The sequence below is a fragment of the Stenotrophomonas sp. YJH_SMC_94-11 genome, from assembly GCF_059370435.1.
Genome location: NZ_JCAFTR010000008.1, coordinates 181,043 through 197,670, shown reverse-complemented (window position 1 = coordinate 197,670; position 16,628 = coordinate 181,043). Strand labels below are relative to the sequence as shown.

General features: G+C 67.1%; 17 protein-coding genes. 2 read left to right on the top strand and 15 right to left on the bottom strand.

Features of this window, described 5'->3' with window-relative positions:
- Positions 1-83: 83 nt before the first annotated feature.
- From AC5P74_RS15135 to AC5P74_RS15090, 10 genes are all read right to left on the bottom strand, one after another.
- Complete coding sequence (locus AC5P74_RS15135) at positions 84-602, bottom strand: DUF2271 domain-containing protein (protein WP_065177931.1); 519 nt, start codon at positions 600-602, stop codon at positions 84-86.
- A 40-nt stretch (positions 603-642) separates the two neighbouring features.
- Positions 643-1,281, bottom strand: a complete 639-nt coding sequence (locus tag AC5P74_RS15130) for a PepSY-associated TM helix domain-containing protein (RefSeq protein ID WP_032953986.1) — start codon at positions 1,279-1,281, stop codon at positions 643-645.
- Between the two features lie 169 nt (positions 1,282-1,450).
- Positions 1,451-3,871, bottom strand: coding sequence for a TonB-dependent receptor domain-containing protein (locus AC5P74_RS15125; protein ID WP_346607319.1), 2,421 nt, complete (start codon positions 3,869-3,871; stop codon positions 1,451-1,453).
- Positions 3,872-4,016: 145 nt separating this feature from the next.
- Entirely contained in the window at positions 4,017-4,418 is a 402-nt protein-coding gene (locus tag AC5P74_RS15120; protein ID WP_329915649.1) for a hypothetical protein, read from the bottom strand.
- A gap of 164 nt (positions 4,419-4,582) precedes the next feature.
- A complete protein-coding gene (locus tag AC5P74_RS15115) occupies positions 4,583-5,260 on the bottom strand; it encodes a Fe2+-dependent dioxygenase (protein WP_005415589.1) in 678 nt (225 codons plus the stop codon).
- A 10-nt stretch (positions 5,261-5,270) separates the two neighbouring features.
- The gene (locus AC5P74_RS15110; RefSeq protein WP_346607321.1) at positions 5,271-5,990 is read right to left on the bottom strand and encodes a tetratricopeptide repeat protein; all 720 of its coding nucleotides are present in this window, start codon (positions 5,988-5,990) and stop codon (positions 5,271-5,273) included.
- Between the two features lie 68 nt (positions 5,991-6,058).
- Positions 6,059-8,350 carry a TonB-dependent receptor gene (locus tag AC5P74_RS15105; protein WP_111007887.1) on the bottom strand — a complete coding sequence of 764 codons (2,292 nt, stop codon included), beginning with the start codon at positions 8,348-8,350 and terminating at the stop codon, positions 6,059-6,061.
- Between the two features lie 149 nt (positions 8,351-8,499).
- On the bottom strand, positions 8,500-8,904 hold the full coding sequence (locus AC5P74_RS15100; protein ID WP_053496854.1) for a hypothetical protein: 405 nt from the start codon (positions 8,902-8,904) through the stop codon (positions 8,500-8,502).
- Between the two features lie 175 nt (positions 8,905-9,079).
- Positions 9,080-9,412, bottom strand: a complete 333-nt coding sequence (locus AC5P74_RS15095) for a non-heme iron oxygenase ferredoxin subunit (protein ID WP_005415593.1) — start codon at positions 9,410-9,412, stop codon at positions 9,080-9,082.
- Positions 9,409-9,948, bottom strand: a complete 540-nt coding sequence (locus AC5P74_RS15090; RefSeq protein ID WP_495204998.1) for a GNAT family N-acetyltransferase — start codon at positions 9,946-9,948, stop codon at positions 9,409-9,411. The genes AC5P74_RS15095 and AC5P74_RS15090 overlap by 4 nt, the downstream gene beginning before the upstream one ends.
- A 68-nt stretch (positions 9,949-10,016) precedes the next feature.
- On the opposite strand from AC5P74_RS15090, the gene AC5P74_RS15085 reads away from it, so the two are divergent.
- Complete coding sequence (locus AC5P74_RS15085) at positions 10,017-10,508, top strand: hypothetical protein (RefSeq protein WP_065196581.1); 492 nt, start codon at positions 10,017-10,019, stop codon at positions 10,506-10,508.
- Between the two features lie 54 nt (positions 10,509-10,562).
- Here AC5P74_RS15085 and AC5P74_RS15080 read toward each other — a convergent pair whose 3' ends face one another.
- From AC5P74_RS15080 to AC5P74_RS15060, 5 genes are all read right to left on the bottom strand, one after another.
- Positions 10,563-11,819 carry a cysteine desulfurase gene (locus tag AC5P74_RS15080; protein WP_005415596.1) on the bottom strand — a complete coding sequence of 419 codons (1,257 nt, stop codon included), beginning with the start codon at positions 11,817-11,819 and terminating at the stop codon, positions 10,563-10,565.
- Positions 11,816-13,078, bottom strand: coding sequence for a Fe-S cluster assembly protein SufD (sufD, locus tag AC5P74_RS15075; RefSeq protein WP_171957790.1), 1,263 nt, complete (start codon positions 13,076-13,078; stop codon positions 11,816-11,818). The genes AC5P74_RS15080 and sufD overlap by 4 nt, the downstream gene beginning before the upstream one ends.
- On the bottom strand, positions 13,078-13,842 hold the full coding sequence (gene sufC, locus AC5P74_RS15070; protein WP_049414163.1) for a Fe-S cluster assembly ATPase SufC: 765 nt from the start codon (positions 13,840-13,842) through the stop codon (positions 13,078-13,080). The genes sufD and sufC overlap by 1 nt, the downstream gene beginning before the upstream one ends.
- A 74-nt stretch (positions 13,843-13,916) precedes the next feature.
- Positions 13,917-15,392 carry a Fe-S cluster assembly protein SufB gene (gene sufB / locus AC5P74_RS15065; protein WP_019659402.1) on the bottom strand — a complete coding sequence of 492 codons (1,476 nt, stop codon included), beginning with the start codon at positions 15,390-15,392 and terminating at the stop codon, positions 13,917-13,919.
- 18 nt (positions 15,393-15,410) lie between these two features.
- The gene (locus tag AC5P74_RS15060) at positions 15,411-15,866 is read right to left on the bottom strand and encodes an SUF system Fe-S cluster assembly regulator (RefSeq protein WP_049414161.1); all 456 of its coding nucleotides are present in this window, start codon (positions 15,864-15,866) and stop codon (positions 15,411-15,413) included.
- A gap of 211 nt (positions 15,867-16,077) precedes the next feature.
- Here AC5P74_RS15060 and AC5P74_RS15055 point away from each other — a divergent pair, with 211 nt between their 5' ends.
- The gene (locus AC5P74_RS15055; protein WP_012479369.1) at positions 16,078-16,545 is read left to right on the top strand and encodes an SET domain-containing protein; all 468 of its coding nucleotides are present in this window, start codon (positions 16,078-16,080) and stop codon (positions 16,543-16,545) included.
- Positions 16,546-16,628: the final 83 nt, after the last annotated feature.

The following is a 16,628-nucleotide window of genomic DNA, read 5'->3' as shown; positions in this document are numbered from 1 at the left end:
AACGGAAAGGGCTCTGATCCCGGGGATGTGGCGATGGGGTCAGAGCCCTTCCTGTGGAAGGGATCCGACCCCGGCTCAGACAATTACGGTTTGACGGACAGGGTGACCTGCCCCAGTTCGGTGGCGCCCTGCGCCTTGCCGTTCTGCGCGGCGGTGGCCGGCCAGGTGAAGGGGATCTTCAGCAGTTCGCGGCCGCCGACTTCGCGCACCGCCTCCACCACCAGGGTGTAGTTGCCCGGGGCCAGCTGCTTCAGTGCCGGCTGCCTGTCGCTGAACGACAGTGCGTGCCTGCCGGCCGGGCGGGTCGGGCCGGTCACGCCGTCCACCGGCACCTGCAGGGTACGGCCACTCTTGCGCCACCACTGGCGCAGGTCGGGCAGCCACTTGGTGCCGTGGCCCTCGCTGTTGCTGGTCTGCTGGTACCAGACCGACAGGTTGGCCGCGACCTTCTGGTCGGCGCCTTCCAGCCACACCGCCACATACGGGCGGTGGTACTCGGCCACGTTGAGCTTGGGCACTTCGACGTTGATGTCGAGGGTGGTGGCATAGGCCGGCGAGGTGGCCAGCAGGCCGCTGAGGGCGATGGTCAGGGTGACGCGCATGGGGCGGCTCCGGAGGAACGGATGGAATTCACGGTGGAAGTCAGTGGATCAGCAGCAGGGCGATCAACAGCGGGATCATCAGGCCGAGGCCGACCAGCGGCCAGGTCATGCGCCGTTGCCGCGCATGCAGGTGCAGCAGGAACAGGCCGGTGATGCAGAACACCAGGCAGGCCACGGCGAACAGGTCCAGGAACCAGCCCCATGCGGGGCCTGCGTTGCGGCCCTTGTGCAGGTCGTTGAGGTAGGAGACCACGCCGCGCGAGGTCGATTCGTACTCCACCGCGCCGGTTTCGCGGTCGATGCTCAGCCAGGCGTCGCCACCGGGGCGCGGCAGCGACAGGTAGATCTCCTCGGCCGACCACTCGGCCGGGCGTCCACCGATGGCGATGCCCAGCTGCGTGTCCAGCCAGTGCCGAGCCGGGCGCGGAATCGGCGCGTTGCCGTCCTCGCGCGTGCCCAGCTGGCCCAGCAGCGCGGCCGGCAGTTCCAGATGCTGGTTCTGCACCTCGGGCTTGGCCTCGATCTTCGCGGCATGGTTGAGAGTCAGGCCGGTCACCGCGAACAGCAGCATGCCGATCAGGCACACCGCCGAGCTGATCCAGTGCCACTGGTGCAGCGTCCGCAGCCAGAAGCCACGGTTCTGTTGCTGCTGCACGGTGGAAGAGGCAGGACGGCTCACGGCACGGTTCGAAGCGGACGGGGACTGCCCATTACATCATTGATGAGAATAGCTCGCAATTGCGTGTCGTTCTGTATCCCGGAGCAGGCATTCCGGGGTGCCGGCCAGCGGCCGGCACTACCGATCGGTAGATCCACGCCATGCGTGGAGCGGGAGCAGGGCGCGGCGATCAGAACTTCGCGTTCAGCGAAATCCAGTAGCTGCGCCGCTGGTCCTTGGTCGCATAGTCGTCCACGCAGTTGAATTCGCTCTGGCTGATCAACAGGCACGACTGCGAGACGAAATCCTTGTCGAGCAGGTTGTTGACCCGCGCGTTCACCGTCAGCCAGGGCGTGGCCTTCCAGCTGCCACCGAGATGGAAGATCGTGTAGTCCTCGTAGTAGCGGGTGTTGCTGGCGCCGTTGGCATCCAGCAGCGTGTCGCGGTAGCGGTCGTAGCGGCCCTCACCGATCAGCGACAGGCTGACCGCTTCATTGATCTGCCAGTTGAGGCTGGCGTTGGCCATGTGTGTTGCCGGCATGGTGCCGCTGATCGGCAACCCCTTCTGTGCGCCACTGGTCTGCTCACTCTTCGTCCAGGTGTAGTTGCCGCGCAGCTGCAGAGTGTCGAGCAGGTCGACATGCGCGGCCAGTTCGGCACCGCGGGTCTCGGCCTTGTCGATGTTCACGCTCTGGGTGAAGGTGCTGTAGCCCAGTGCCGCCCAACCCGGGCCGATGTCCACGCAGTAGCCGCTGCCGGCGCGCGCCACTTCGCAGTTGGGGAAGGTGCCGCCGCTGGCGATCTTGTCTTCGAACGTGTTGAAGAAGCCGGTGACGTTGAAGCCCCAGCGCTGGCCCTCGTAGTAGGCGGCCAGCTCGTAGTTGGTGCTGGTTTCAGGCTTCAGGTTCGGCGAACCCACCAACGGCAGCACGCCCTGGCCACCGAAGCCGGTGATGCCCGGGAACAGCTGGTCCGGTCGCGGGGTCTTGTAGCCGGTGCTGACGCCGCCCTTGAAGGTCCACGCATCGCTGGCGTTCCACACCAGGTAGCCACGCGGACTGACGTGGCTGCCGAACACGTTGTGGTCGTCGTAGCGCAGGCCGAAGGTGGCGGTGAGGGTGTCGGTCAGCGCCCAGTTGTCCTCGGCGAACAGCGCCCACATGCGGTGCTTCTGCCTGGTGTTGCTGCGGTAGCCAGCGCCATCCATGCCGAACACGCCATCGACCATGTCAGTGTTGTTGTACTGGCCACCCACGGTCAGCTTGTGTGCGCCGAAGTCCAGGTCGAGCATCGTGTCGAGCAGGTAGCCTTCCAGCTCCATGGTGCGCAGCGGGCGCGGCAGGAACGCCTGCAGGCGCGCCATCTCGCTGGGATGGAGTGCGGCCAGCGCATTGCCACGGCCGGCCGCGCAGTTGTTGGAAGCGCCGGTGCGACGGCAGACGTCATTCCACAGCGCCTGCAGGTTGGCACGCTCGTCCAGGGTCAGCGGCAGAGAACGGCCGAGATTGCTGCTCTTGCTGTGGGTCAGCGAAGTCTGCCAGGTGCCGAAGCTGTAGCGGCCCTGGTGGGTCAACGATAGCTGATCGCGCTCGTAGCGCTGGTAGGCGGTGTAGCCCACGCGCGGCTGCACCACACGGCGGGTGACGGTGCCGCTGCCGTTCGGGTTGGGGATCACCGCATTGCCGACGCGCCACAGGCTGGCCAGGCTGTCCAGCGTGCCGGTCTGGCCTTCGCGGTTGTCGTACTTCTGCCGAGACACGTCGTAGTCCAGCCACAGTTCGTGGTCATCGTTGACATGGAAGTCCAGGCGCACCCCGGTATTCCAGTTGGTGTTGGCGACCGACTTGCCGCCACCGCCGAAGCCGATGCTGCGCTCCCACAGGCTGCCGTCGGGCAGGGACAATGCATCCCATTCGGGGTTGGATGCCTTGGCATCGTAGTAGCTGCCGCGTACCGCCAGGCTGAGGCGGTCCTTCAGCAGTGGGCCGCTGAGGTAGAGGTCGGTGGTGCGCGCATCGCCGAACTGGTCGTCCTGCTGCACGGTGAAGCTCTGGCTGACCGAGCCGTGCCAGCTGTCCTGGTTGCGGCGGGTGATGATGTTGATGACGCCGCCCATCGCGTCCGAGCCGTACAGCGTGGACATCGGCCCGCGCACGACTTCGATGCGTTCGATCGCCTCCAGCGGCGGCAGGTAGGCGAACTGGCCGCCACCGAAGTTGTTCGGATAGATCTGGCCGACATTGCTCTGGCGGCGGCCGTCGATCAGCACCAGGGTGTACTCGGACGGCAGGCCGCGCATCGACACGGTGGCGCGGCCGTTCTTGTCGGTCGCTTCCAGGCCCACGTCGATGCCTTCGACGTCGCGCAGCGCGTCGACCAGGCTGGTATAGGGGCGCTTGCTCAGTTCCTCGCGGCTGACCACGCTGATGCTGGCCGGGGCATCGATCACCTTCTGTTCGAAGCCGGAGGCAGTGACCACCACCTTGTCCAGCGTCTGCGGTGCGCCGGCGGCGTCACCGTGGGCGAAGGCGGGGCTGGCGAAAGCCGCCAGCACGGCGCTGGTCAGCAGGGTACGGGACAGGGACGAACGGACACGATGGCGCTGGGCCATGGCAGTTACCTCGAAGGATGCAGGATGGCGCGATGCCGTGCGCGAAGGGCGCGGCAGGCACGGAAGGCCCGGTCAGGGGCGGCAGGGATGAAGCAGACAGCGGCGTGCAGGCGCGACCGCGCAGGCGGTCACGCCAGGCCGTGGATCAGGCGAGCGGCGGCGCCTGGCCGCGTTGCTGGCGGCGCCCGGGCGCATCGGCCCAGGGCGTGTCCGGAGCGGCCAGCGGCCAGTCCGGGCGCACGCCGGGCATGGCCGGCGTGGCGGGTACGAGTTCGAGTTCAGTGCGCAGCCAGTGGCTGGCCAGCAGCAACGGCGGGTGTGCCTGCTCGGCCGCTTTCACCGGGGTGGCGGCACAGCGGCGCAGCTTGGCCGGCGCCTCTTCCTGCAGGGGGCTTTCGCCACCGCGCTCTTCCAGCGGCATCTGCATGGTCATTCCGGCCTGGGCCTGTGGCAGCAGTGGCAGGGTGCCCAGCAGCAACGCCAGCATCGCCACCCATGCCAGCAGGCTGGCCAGCGCCGGACGCTGGCCGCGCATGGCAGTGCCCATCTTGCGATGGATGAGTGGGCGAGGGCGAAGCGGACGCAGCAAGCAGGGGTCCCCAGGGGTCTGCCGGCAGCGGCCGGCATCAACGGGGCGTGATTGTAATGAGAGCCGTTAGCTGTTGCAAATGAGAATGATTGCCAAGATGCCGCAGGCCGGCCCGGCAAGGCTCAGACTTCGCTCCAGCGCCGCAAAAGGTTGTGGTACACGCCGGTCAGCTGCAGGATCGCCTCGGCGTCGCCGCCGGTCTGACGCAGGCGCTCGATCGAGCCATCCATTTCCCACAACAGGCGGCGCTGCACGTCGTCGCGGATCATGCTCTGCACCCAGAAGAAAGAAGCCACGCGTGCGCCACGGGTAACCGGCCGCACCTGGTGCAGGCTGCTGGACGGGTACACGACCAGGTCGCCGGCCGGCAGCTTCACTTCGTGCTCGCCGTAGGTGTCGCTGATGATCAGCTCGCCGCCTTCGTACTCCTCGGGCGCGGACAGGAACAGGGTGCAGGAGATGTCCGAGCGCAGCTGCTCGCCATTGGCCAGGTTCATCACCGCACCATCGACGTGGTAGCCATAGGCGCCGCCACCGCTGTAGCGGTTGAAGCGCGGCGGCAGGTACTTCAGCGGCAGCGCGGCGCTGAAGAACAGCGGGTGCCGGGCCAGCGCGACGAGGATGATCTCGCCCAGTTCGCGGCGCAGCGGGGAAGCCTCGGGCAGCTGCTGGTTGTGCTTGGCCTGTGCGCCCAGATGCCCCACGGTTTCGCGGCCATCGGTCCAGTCGGCGGCATCCAGTCGGCGGCGGAAGTCGGCGACCTGGTCGGCGCTGAGAATGTCGGGGATGTGCAGCAGCATGCGGGACTCCTCAGAGGGACGGCAGTGCGATCAGGGCGCGCACCTGGGGATGCGGCGATGCGGCCAGCTCCGGCACGATGTGCGCCATGAACGCCGGGCTGCCGTGCGCCAGTGCAAGCTGCAGCCAGTGCACCGCCTGCTCGACCTGGCCGGCCTGCAGCAGGATCGAGGCATAGTTGGCCTGGCCGCGGAAATCACCGGCCTCGGCCGCGCGCTGGTACCAGGCCAGCGCCGCCTGCGGATCGGGTGCGGTATCCAGCCCGTCCTCGAGGTGGCGGGCCAGCAGGTTCATCGATTTGGCATGGCCCAGGTGCGCGGCACGGGTGTACAGGGCCAGTGCCTGCGCGCGGTCCTGGGTCACGCCGCGGCCGGTGGCCAGCAGGTTGGCCAGGTTGTACAGGCCCCAGTCCAGCCCGGTGTCGGCCGCACGCCGGTACCACACCGCCGCCAGTGCCGGGTTGGCCGTGGTGCCCTGGCCCAGCTCATGGCAGCGGCCGAGCATGTTCATCGCCATCGGCGCGCCGTTGTTGGCGGCGGTTTCGTACCAGAGCAGCGCGGCCGAGGCGTCCTGTGCGGTGCCTTTGCCTTCCATGAGCATCTGCGCGAGCAGCAGTTGTGCCTCGACCTGTCCGGCCTGCGCGGCGTCGCGCACGCGTGCGAACGCGGCCTGCGGATCGTGCTGCAGCAGCTCGGCCAGGGCGTCGCTGTCGATGGGAGTGCGGGTAACCATGGGGTGAGTATCGCCGGAAACAAAAACGGCGGCAGGAGCGCCTGCCGCCGTGGTGGAGCGAAGCTACATCAGAACTTCACGTTCAGTGCCAGGGTGGCCGAGCGACCCGGGGCGATGCTCGCGTAGTGCGAGGCATAGGCCTTGGTGAAGTAGGTCTTGTCGGTCAGGTTCTGCACGTTGAGCTGCAGGCTGATGTTGTCCTGGATCGCGTAGCTGGCCATCGCGTCGAAGCGGGTGTAGCTCGGGATCCACTTGGTGTTGGCGACATCACCGTACTGCTTGTCCGAGTAGAACGCGCCGGCGCCGAGGGTCAGGCCGATCGGGAAGCGGTAGGTGGTCCACAGGTTGGCGCTGTGCTTGGCAGTGTTCGGGAACACGTTGCCGTTGTAAGGCGACGGCACGTACACGTTGGACGGGCAGGTGCGGCCCACCGGTGCGCCACAGACGAAACCGTTGTCCTTCAGTTCCGAGTCCAGGTAGGTGTAGCCGCCGTATAGGCTCCAGGCGTCGGTCAGCTGGCCGGTGAAGCCCAGTTCGAAGCCGTTGATTTCCTTCTTGCCGGCGTTCTGGCTGGTGCCGTTGTCGACCGTCACGCGTGCGTTGTTCATCACGGTGTGGAAGATCGCTGCGGTCAGGTTCAGGCGCTGGTCGAACAGGTCCCACTTGGTGCCCAGTTCGAGGTTCTTCGTGTCCTGCGGCTTGAGGTCGGCCACGGCGGCGCTCAGGCCGTCCGAACCGTCACCACCGTCCATGCCCGGCGGGGTCGAGGAGGTGCCCCACGACAGGTAGATGCTGCCGTTGGCGGCCGGCTTGAACACCACACCGGCCTGGTAGTTCAGGAAGTCGTTGCTGTTGCGCACGCGGGTCGGTGCCTTGCCGGCCACCGGAGTGGTCAGGGTGGTGCGGAAGTCGTCGTAGCGCAGGCCGAGGTTGATCATCCACTGCTCATTGAGCTCGATGGTGTCGAACACGTAGGCGGAGGTGGTCCTGGTGCGCTGCTCGACGTCCAGTGCCTTGTCACTGCGGTACACCGAATGGGTGGCTGCCCACGGATCGCGCGGATCCGGATTGGCGAAATCGGTGCAGTTGTAACCGGTGGCCGCGCCGGTGGTCGGGCACTTGCTGTTGCCGGTGAGCGGGTTGCTGGTGCCCGGCGTCATCAGGTAGCTGCCGCGGGTCATCTTCTCGTCGCTGTATTCGACGCCAGCGCTGTAGCTGTGCTTGAGCGCGCCGGTCTGGAAGGCACCGGTCAGGCCCAGCTGGTCGGCGAAGCTCTTGACGTCGACGGCGCGGGCGTTGGTACGGCGCCACAGGGTGCCGTAGTTGTTCGGGTTGCCCTGGCTGTCGTCCGGCTGGGTCCACAGGTAATCGTTGCTGGTGTTGCCCAGGCGCGCGATGTTGCGCAGCTTGTGGCCGCCGAAATCGTAGCTGGCATCCAGGGTGCTGATGTCGGCGCGGGTGCGCTGGAAGTCACGATCGACCAGGCCGTAGTAGTTGTTGCGGTCCGGCACCATCGGGCGGCCATCGACCCACTTCGAGGCCGGCGCCCCGTTCGGGTTGCCATACGGGAAGCCACCGGCGTCCGGCAGGTCATCGCTCTGCATGTGGTAGTGGCTGGCGATCAGCTGCGCCGGGCCGTTCAGGCCGAATGCGATCGACGGCGCGATGCCCCAGCGGCTGACATTGGCGGCGTCGCGGCCAGCGATGTCCGATTCGTGCTTCATCAGGTTCAGGCGCGCGGCGATGCCATCGCCCAGCACGTAGTTGGCGTCCACGGTGCCGCGTGCGTAGCTGTCGGTACCGATGCCCATGCTGGCGCTGGTCTCGTTCTTCAGCTTCGGCGTCTTGCTCACCAAGTTCAGGCTGCCACCACCGGAATCACGGCCACCGTAGGCCGAGCTCGGGCCCTTGACCACTTCCACCTGCTCCAGGTCGAAGATCTCGCGGGTCTGCGAGCCGACGTCGCGCAGGCCGTCGACGAAGACGTTGCTCTGCGAATCGAAGCCACGGATGAAGGGGCGGTCGCCGGTCGGGTTGCCGCCTTCGCCGGCACCGAAGGTGATGCCCGGTACCATGCGCAGCGCATCCTGCAGGTTGGTCGCACCGGTTTCGGCGATCAGCTTCTCCGACACGATCGACACTGACTTGGGGGTGTCCAGCAGTTCGGCGGTGAACTTCGGCGAGGACGGATTGAACCAGCTGCCGCGCACCTGCACCTTGTCCAGGTCGGTGGCCTTGCTGGATGCGGCATCAGCGCTGTCGGCAGCCTGCGCGGCCAGCGGCGCGAAGCCTGCGGCCAGGGTGGCGGTGGCGAGCAGGGAAACGCGCGGGGCGTGCTTGCGGGACGTGATGTGGGTCATGGCTTTGGGTAGTGGCGTGGATCGGGAAACGGCGAAGGCCGAAGCGCAGACAGCGCGACGACAGGGAGGGAGCGTCTTCTGTAGAGCCGAGCTGATGCCCGGCGATGCGGCGAACGACTTCAGGCGCACGGCAACAGCCGCAGGGCGCCTCAGCTGGCGTGGGGTGCGGGCGGTGCGTGGCCGGGGTTCAAGCGCAGTGCGGGATCGTGCAGTTGCCGGCGCAGGGCATCGGAGCGCCATAGCGGGATATGTGCGACCAGGGGCGCGCGCAGGGGTGCCACACCGGTGCAGGGCGTGTTGCCCTCACCATCAAGCGGCGGCTCCGGTGCAGGTGCAGCATGTTGCGGGCATTCGTCTGCCGACGGCGCCGGCAATGGCATGACCTGGCGCAACCCTTCGGCATGTGCCTGCCAGCCTTGGGTAGTCGGGGCGTTGCTGCGTCCTTCGTGCAGCGCCGACCAGCCCAGCAGCAGCGTCAGCAGCACGGCCACGGCCAGTGGCCACCCCTGGCGGGCGAGCTGGCACAACGTGGCAGTGGGCGCGGGCGAAGCCATGGCGCGAGGGCGAAGTCGTTACGAAGATGTTACGTAGAATAACATCAACGATAATGATTCGCATGTACGGGGTGCTGCGGGACGCCGGGGCGGCCGGGGAACGCCCTGCGAAGGCCCTTGCGGGGCCTCCTGCAGATCCAGCCCAGGGAGGATACCCCCAGGTCGGGGCGCCGCCTCAATCCCGGTCGTCGCGCGTCCAGACGGCGTCGTGTTCGCGCTTCACCGGGAACTTGGGCACCGGGGTATAGGCCGGTGCGCACAGGGCGCGGCCATCGCGTACGTCGAAGCGCGCGCCGTGCAGCACGCACTCCACGCTGCCTTCGGCAGTGTTGAACTCGCCCGAGGACAGCTCGAATTCCTCGTGCGTGCACTGGTCTTCCAGCGCGTACAGCTCGCCGTCGAGGTTGAACACCACGATCGGGGTGCCGGTCACCTCGTCGAACACGCTCTTCATTTCACCGGGCAGCAGCTCGTTGCTGGCGCACACGAAGGTCCAGGTATCGCTCACGCGGCCGCTCCGGCCAGCGGTTTTTCCAGGATCTCGAAGCGCAGGTCGTCGCGCTTGGGGATGCCGAAGCGTTCGTCGCCATATGGGAAGGGTTTCTTGATGCCGGTCCGCTGGTAGCCACGACGCTCGTAGAAGGCGATCAGTTCCTCGCGTACGTCGATCACCGTCATCTGCATCACCGGCACGTTCCATTCGCGTGCGGCGTGGGCTTCGGCGGCGTCCATCAGCTGCTTGCCGACGCCGCCGCCCTGCTGTGCGGGGTCGACCGAGAACATGCCGAAGTAGCCCTTGCCCTCAACGTCGGCAACGTGGGCGCAGGCCACAAGAACGCCTTCGCGCTCGGCCAGCAGGATGGTGGAGCGGGGGCGGTCCAGGTCGGCCTGGATGCCTTCGGCGTCGATGCGGGCGCCATCCAGCAGGTCGGCTTCGGTAGTCCAGCCCACGCGGCTGGCGTCGCCACGGTAGGCCGAGGTGACGAGGGTGATCAGGGCGGGGATGTCGGCCGGCGTGGCGGCGCGGAAGGTCAGGGTGCTCATGGGGGCATTTTAGGTGGGCAGTGGGCGGGCGCAAATGGGGGAGACCCTCGGCGGTCCTGGCAACCGCTATGCTCGTGCATTCTTCAAATGCCAGGCGGAGTGCAGGGGTGGGCATACCGAAGGGAATCGCGCTGGCCGCAACTGTCCTGCTTGTGGCTCTTCTGGCTTGCCTGCCGGCGCACGAGGAGAGTGGCGGCATCGCGCCCAACGGCCTGGGGTGCCCGCGTTTCAGTGCGTCCCGTGCGTTGCCAGTGACGGTGGAGGCGCTGCGTGCCGATCCCATGCGTTATCACGGCAGACTGGTGCGCGTACGGGGTGCCTACGTTGAGAGCTTCGAAATGTCTGCGCTGCACCCGGGGCCACCGGTGCAGGATCCATGGGCGGCCGACGGCGTGTGGGTGAATGGAATTCCCGTCACGGCGCTGCCGTCGGAGCAGGCGGTTGAACTCACCGGAATCGTATCGGCGGGCCAACCCGCGTTCCCTTACGGCAAGGGGCACCTTGGGCAATGGCCTGCGGAGCTCTGCGTGTCTTCGATCCTGCCCTTGGCGGCGCCATGAAAAACGCCGCGGTTTCCCACGGCGTTCTCGTTGCTTCCGGCTGCGCTGTGAGTCTTACCCCAGCAGCTTGCGTACCTTGGTCAGCGCGGTCATGAACCGCTCGATCTCGGCGTGCGTGTTGTAGAACGCCAGCGAGGCGCGGCAGGTGGCGGCGACGCCGAAGTACTGCAGCAGCGGGTGTGCGCAGTGCTGGCCCGATCGCACGGCCACGCCTTCCAGGTCGAGCAGGGTGGCCAGGTCGTGCGCATGCGCACCATCGATCAGGAACGAGACCACGGCCGCCTTCTCCGGTGCCTGGCCGATGATGCGCAGGCCGTCGACACGGCGCAGTTCCTCGGTGAAGTGCGCCAGCAGTTCGGCTTCGCGCGCTTCCACGTTGTCCTGGCCAAGCTGCTGCAGGTAGTCGGCGGCCACGCCCAGGCCGATGAAACCGGCGATGTTCGGGGTGCCGGCTTCGAACTTGTGCGGGGCGTCGTTGAACACGGTGCCGTCGAAGCTGACTTCCTTGATCATCTCGCCGCCGCCGAGGAACGGCGGCATCGCGTCCAGATGCTCGCGACGGGCCCACAGCGCGCCGGTGCCGGTCGGACCACACATCTTGTGGCCGGTGATCGCGTAGAAGTCGCAGCCGATCGCGGCGACGTCGACCTTGCGGTGCGGTACTGCCTGCGAGCCATCGACCACGGTGATGATGCCGCGCTTGCGCGCTTCACGGCAGATCTCGCGCACCGGGTTGACCGTGCCCAGCACGTTGGACACATGGGTGACCGCCAGCAGCTTGACTTCGGGGGTCATCGCCGCACGCAGCGCATCCAGGTCGAGCGCGCCATCGGGGGTGATCTCAGCCACGCGGATGGTGGCGCCGGTACGCTGCGCGACCAGCTGCCACGGCACGATGTTGGCGTGGTGCTCCATGCGCGACACCAGGATCACGTCGCCGGCCTTCAGCCGCGGCAGCGCCCACGAATACGCCACCAGGTTGATGGCGAAGGTGGTGCCGCTGCACAGCACCAGGTCGCTGGGGCGCACGTTGAGGAAGCGGGCCAGCGTGTTGCGTGCGCCTTCGTAGGCGTCGGTAGCTTCGCTGCCGAGCGCGTGCACCGCGCGGCTGACGTTTGCGTTGTAGCGGCGGTAGAACTCGTCCACCGCGCCGATCACCTGCACCGGCTTCTGGCCGGTGTTGGCATTGTCGAAATAGACCAGCGGCTTGCCGTGCACTTCGCGCATCAGCAGCGGGAAGTCGAGGCGGACGCGGTCCCAGTCGGGCGCGCCGGTGCGTTCTTCGATCGGGCGCGGCGTGGACAGGTTCATGCCACACCCGCCTCGGCCAGGGCCTTGTCCAAACGGCGTGCCAGCTGCTCGCGCAGGGCTTCCGGCAGGATCTTCAGCGGCTCATGGCAGAACGCAGCGCTGAGCAGCGCCTGCGCCTGGGCCTGCGGCAGGCCGCGCGAGCGCAGGTAGAACAGCGCATTGGCATCGAGCTGGCCGACGGTGGCGCCATGCGCGGCCTTCACTTCATCGGCGTCGATCACCAGCGTCGGCTGGGTATCGATCTCGGCGTCGGCCGACAGCAGCAGGTTCTTGTTGGACAGGTTCGCATCGGTGCCGTCGGCGCCTTCGCGGATCTGGATGCCGCCATGGAACACCACGCGGCTGCGGTTGGCGGCAACGCCGCGCCACAGCAGTTCGCAGGCGGTATCGCGCGCGATGTGATCGATGCCCAGCCGGGTCTCGACGTGGCGGCGGCCATTGCCGAGCAGCACGCCGTTGGCGGTCAGCTGGGCGTTGTCGCCTTCCAGTCGCACGTTCAGTTCATGGCGGCTGAGCGCGGCGCCCAGTTCCAGGTCGACGCGGTGGTACTGCGCGTCGCGGGCCAGCACCGCGTCGGTACGCAGGAAGCTGGTCTGGCGCGCGCTGCCGGCCTGCACGCGGGCGTGCTTGAGCACGGCGTCGCGCGCGACGTGGGCATGCAGCACGGTGTTGTCCAGGTGGGCGGAGTCACCCACGCTGAAGCGGTGCTCGACCACGCCGAGGCTGGCGCCGGCACGCAGTTCGATCAGGTGGCGGTGATGCCAGGCCAGGTCGGTCTCGCCGGCCACACTGGCGAACACCAGCTGCAGCGGCGCTTCGACCTGCACGCCTTCATCCACGCGCAGCACCACGCCTTCATCGGCCAGCGCGGCATTCAGGCGGGCGAAGATCTCTTCGCTGCGTTCGTAGCGACGGCCAAGGAAACGCACGGCGTCTTCGCCGGCGGCCAGCGCGGCCGACAGCGGCTGCAGCTGCACGCCGGACGGCAGGGCCTGCACGTCGCTCAGCGCAGCATCCAGGCGACCGTTGACGAACACCAGGCGCGGCGCCGGGATGTCGTCCAGCAGCGCGGCGTCCAGCGCCGGGCCCTGCAGCGGTGCCGCAGCAAACGCACGGCGTTCCAGCTGGCGCAGCGAGGTGTACTTCCAGGCTTCATTGCGGGCGGCCGGCAGGCCATCGCGCAGGGCCGCATCCAGCACTTCGCGGCGCGCATCGCTGCCGCAGAAGGCCTGGGCCATCGAGTCGAGCAGGGCGCTCATCAGACCGCCGCCTCGGGCACGACCCGGTCCTTCAGGAAATCATAGCCGTGCGCTTCCAGTTCCAGCGCCAGCTCGGGGCCGCCGCTCTTGACGATGCGGCCATCGGCCAGCACGTGCACCACGTCCGGCTTGATGTAGTCCAGCAGGCGCTGGTAATGGGTGATGACCAGGAACGAACGGTCGGCGGCGCGCAGCGCATTGACGCCGTCGGCCACGCTCTTCAGCGCGTCGATGTCCAGGCCCGAGTCGGTCTCGTCGAGGATGGCCAGCTTCGGTTCCAGCACGGCCAGCTGGAAGATCTCGTTGCGCTTCTTCTCGCCGCCGGAGAAGCCTTCGTTGACGCCACGATGCAGCAGCTCGTCCTTCAGGTGCAGCACGGCCAGCTTCTGGCGCACCAGCTTGAGGAACTGCATGGAGTCGAGTTCGTCCTCACCGCGTGCCTTGCGCTGGGCGTTCAGTGCCGCGCGCAGGAAGTAGGTGTTGTTCACGCCCGGGATCTCCACCGGGTACTGGAACGCCAGGAACAGGCCGGCAGCGGCACGCGCTTCCGGGTCCTGCTCCAGCAGGTCGACACCGTCGAACTGCACGCTGCCTTCGGTCACTTCGTAGCCGTCGCGGCCGGCCAGGACATTGCCCAGGGTGGACTTGCCTGCGCCGTTCGGGCCCATGATGGCGTGCACCTGGCCGGGCTTCACATCCAGCGACAGGCCCTTGAGGATTTCCTTGTCGCCGATGCGGGCGTGGAGATTGTCGATCTTCAGCATGGTGGGGGTTTCCGTGGGGCGGGCCTGGGCCCGCCGGTAAAGAGAATGCGTTTGCGAGGGGCAGGGGCGGGCGGTCAGCCCACCGAACCTTCCAGCGAGACTTCCAGCAGCTTCTTGGCTTCCACTGCGAACTCCATCGGCAGTTCGCGGAACACCTGCTTGCAGAAGCCGTCGACGATCATCGACACCGCGTCTTCCTGGCTGATGCCACGGGCGCGGCAGTAGAACAGCTGGTCGTCGGAAATCTTCGAGGTGGTGGCTTCGTGCTCGACGGTGGCGCCCGGGTTCTTCACCTCGATGTAGGGGAAGGTGTGGGCACCGCACTGCTTGCCGATCAGCAGCGAATCGCACTGGGTGTAGTTGCGCGCGCCGTCGGCATTGCGGTCCACGCGCACCAGGCCGCGGTAGGTGTTCTGGCCGCGGCCGGCGCTGATGCCCTTGCTGACGATCTTGCTCTTGGTGCGCTTGCCGACGTGGATCATCTTGGTGCCGGTGTCGGCCTGCTGGCGGTGATGGGTCAGCGCGACCGAGTGGAACTCACCGACCGAATCGTCGCCCAGCAGCACGCACGAGGGGTACTTCCAGGTGATCGCCGAGCCGGTCTCGACCTGGGTCCAGGTGACCTTGCTGCGCGCGCCGCGGCATTCGGCACGCTTGGTGACGAAGTTGTAGATGCCGCCGACACCGTTCTCGTCGCCCGGGTACCAGTTCTGCACCGTGGAGTACTTGATCTCCGCATCTTCCAGTGCCACCAGTTCGACCACCGCAGCGTGCAGCTGGTTCTCATCGCGCATCGGTGCGGTGCAGCCTTCCAGGTAGGAGACATAGGCCTTGTCCTCGCACACGATCAGGGTGCGCTCGAACTGGCCGGTGTGGCCGGCGTTGATGCGGAAGTAGGTGCTCAGTTCCATCGGGCAGCGCACGCCTTTGGGAATGAACACGAAGCTGCCATCGGAGAACACCGCCGAGTTGAGTGCGGCGAAGTAGTTGTCACCCACCGGCACCACGGTGCCCAGGTACTGGCGCACCAGCTCCGGGTGTTCCTTGATGGCCTCGGACATCGAGCAAAAGATGATGCCCTTCTCGGCCAGTTCCTTCCGGAAGGTGGTACCGACGGAGACCGAGTCGAACACCGCATCCACCGCCACGCCGGCCAGCTTGGCGCGCTCGTGCAGCGGCACGCCCAGCTTGTCGTAGGTGTCGAGCAGTTCCTTCGGCACGTCGTCCAGCGAGGCGTACTTCGGGCCCTTCGGCGCGGAGTAGTAGCTGAGCGCCTGCAGGTCGATCGGGGCGATCTCCAGCTTGGCCCAGTCCGGCATCGGCAGGGTCAGGAAGTGGCGATAGGCGTCCAGGCGCCACTGCGTCATCCACTCCGGCTCGTCCTTCTTGGCCGACAGGGCACGGATGGTGTCCTCGTCCAGGCCCGGCGGCAGGGAGTCCGACTCGATCTCGGTGATGAAGCCGGCCGAATACTTGCGGCCGAGCTGCTCGTGGATCTCGCGGTTGGGGGTGTCGTCGTGGGCGACGTTTTCGATGGTTTCGGTGGCCATGGGGGGGCTGCCTGTGGATCAGGAGACGACGTCGACAGCGATGGTGCGGCGCTGTTCGTCATCGGCAAGGGGAAGAGGGGGCAGGATCTGCGCAAGACTGACGTCGCGCAGGGCCTCGGAGACCACGTCGTTGATCAACCGCCAGCTGCTGCGCGCGCCGCACTTGGGTGCCATGCCGCACTGGTGGTGGTCGTGGCTGCATTCGGTCAGGGCAAGCGGCCCTTCCATCGCTTCGACCACTTCGAACAGCGAGATCTCGATGGCCGGGCGGGTCAGCCGGTAGCCGCCACGGACGCCGCGCAGGCCTTCGACCAGGCCGGCCTGGGCCAGCGGCTTGAGTACCTTGCTGACGGTGGGCGGCTCCAGGCCGGTGAATTCGGCCAGTTCGGTGGCACTGAGCACCTCGCCCGGACGGGCGGCGAGCACGGTCAGCACGACGGTGGCGTAATCGGTGAGCTTGGTGACGCGCAACATGGGGATGCGAGTGGTTCTTAAAGCGGACTGAAATTGTACGCTTTTATTCGCCACCATCCAACCCGGGCATTCAGCCGGCGCTGGGGCCGGGCCGGGAGGCTTTGCCAGCGGGCGCTGCCGGGGGCGCCATGCTGCGCCAACCGGGTGATTTTCGCAATCACCCGGAATGGGCGAGAATCCCTGTTCCATCCGCTGCAAACAGCCCGTGCCGATGCCGAAGAAGATCCAAGCCCGCAAGTCCGCCATCCATGGCAACGGCGTGTTCGCCGTCGCCCCGATCAAGCAGGGCGAGCGCGTGATCCAGTACAAGGGCCTGCTGCGCAGCCATGGCGACGTTGATGCCGATGACAGCGGCGACGTCGAAAGCGGCCATACCTTCCTGTTCACCCTCAATGACGACTGGGTGATCGATGCCAACTACAAGGGTAACGATGCGCGCTGGATCAACCACAGCTGCGACCCGAACTGCGAGGCGGTGATCGAGGAGGATGAGGACGGCGACAGCCGTGGCGACAAGGTGTTCATCGAGGCGCTGCGCGATATCAAGGCTGGCGAAGAGCTGACCTACAACTACGGCATCACGCTGGCCGAGCGCCACACCGCCAAGCTGAAGAAGATCTGGGAATGCCGCTGCGGCTCGCCCAAGTGCACCGGCACCATGCTGCAGCCCAAGCGTTGACCCGCGACGGGGAGTGCCGGCCAGCAGCCGGCACTGGCGGGAGGCTCTCCACCTGCCGTGCACGGCAGGGTCACCGCCGTGCA

What these genes read in the sequence shown, in the direction of transcription:
- AC5P74_RS15135 (WP_065177931.1), bottom strand. Translation starts at nt 602, where the DNA reads ATGCGCGTCACCCTGACCATCGCCCTCAGCGGCCTGCTGGCCACCTCG.
- AC5P74_RS15125 (WP_346607319.1), bottom strand. Translation starts at nt 3,871, where the DNA reads ATGGCCCAGCGCCATCGTGTCCGTTCGTCCCTGTCCCGTACCCTGCTG.
- AC5P74_RS15120 (WP_329915649.1), bottom strand. Translation starts at nt 4,418, where the DNA reads ATGGGCACTGCCATGCGCGGCCAGCGTCCGGCGCTGGCCAGCCTGCTG.
- AC5P74_RS15115 (WP_005415589.1), bottom strand. Translation starts at nt 5,260, where the DNA reads ATGCTGCTGCACATCCCCGACATTCTCAGCGCCGACCAGGTCGCCGAC.
- AC5P74_RS15110 (WP_346607321.1), bottom strand. Translation starts at nt 5,990, where the DNA reads ATGGTTACCCGCACTCCCATCGACAGCGACGCCCTGGCCGAGCTGCTG.
- AC5P74_RS15105 (WP_111007887.1), bottom strand. Translation starts at nt 8,350, where the DNA reads ATGACCCACATCACGTCCCGCAAGCACGCCCCGCGCGTTTCCCTGCTC.
- AC5P74_RS15100 (WP_053496854.1), bottom strand. Translation starts at nt 8,904, where the DNA reads ATGGCTTCGCCCGCGCCCACTGCCACGTTGTGCCAGCTCGCCCGCCAG.
- AC5P74_RS15090 (WP_495204998.1), bottom strand. Translation starts at nt 9,948, where the DNA reads ATGAGCACCCTGACCTTCCGCGCCGCCACGCCGGCCGACATCCCCGCC.
- AC5P74_RS15085 (WP_065196581.1), top strand. Translation starts at nt 10,017, where the DNA reads ATGCTCGTGCATTCTTCAAATGCCAGGCGGAGTGCAGGGGTGGGCATA.
- AC5P74_RS15080 (WP_005415596.1), bottom strand. Translation starts at nt 11,819, where the DNA reads ATGAACCTGTCCACGCCGCGCCCGATCGAAGAACGCACCGGCGCGCCC.
- sufD (WP_171957790.1), bottom strand. Translation starts at nt 13,078, where the DNA reads ATGAGCGCCCTGCTCGACTCGATGGCCCAGGCCTTCTGCGGCAGCGAT.
- sufC (WP_049414163.1), bottom strand. Translation starts at nt 13,842, where the DNA reads ATGCTGAAGATCGACAATCTCCACGCCCGCATCGGCGACAAGGAAATC.
- sufB (WP_019659402.1), bottom strand. Translation starts at nt 15,392, where the DNA reads ATGGCCACCGAAACCATCGAAAACGTCGCCCACGACGACACCCCCAAC.
- AC5P74_RS15060 (WP_049414161.1), bottom strand. Translation starts at nt 15,866, where the DNA reads ATGTTGCGCGTCACCAAGCTCACCGATTACGCCACCGTCGTGCTGACC.
- AC5P74_RS15055 (WP_012479369.1), top strand. Translation starts at nt 16,078, where the DNA reads ATGCCGAAGAAGATCCAAGCCCGCAAGTCCGCCATCCATGGCAACGGC.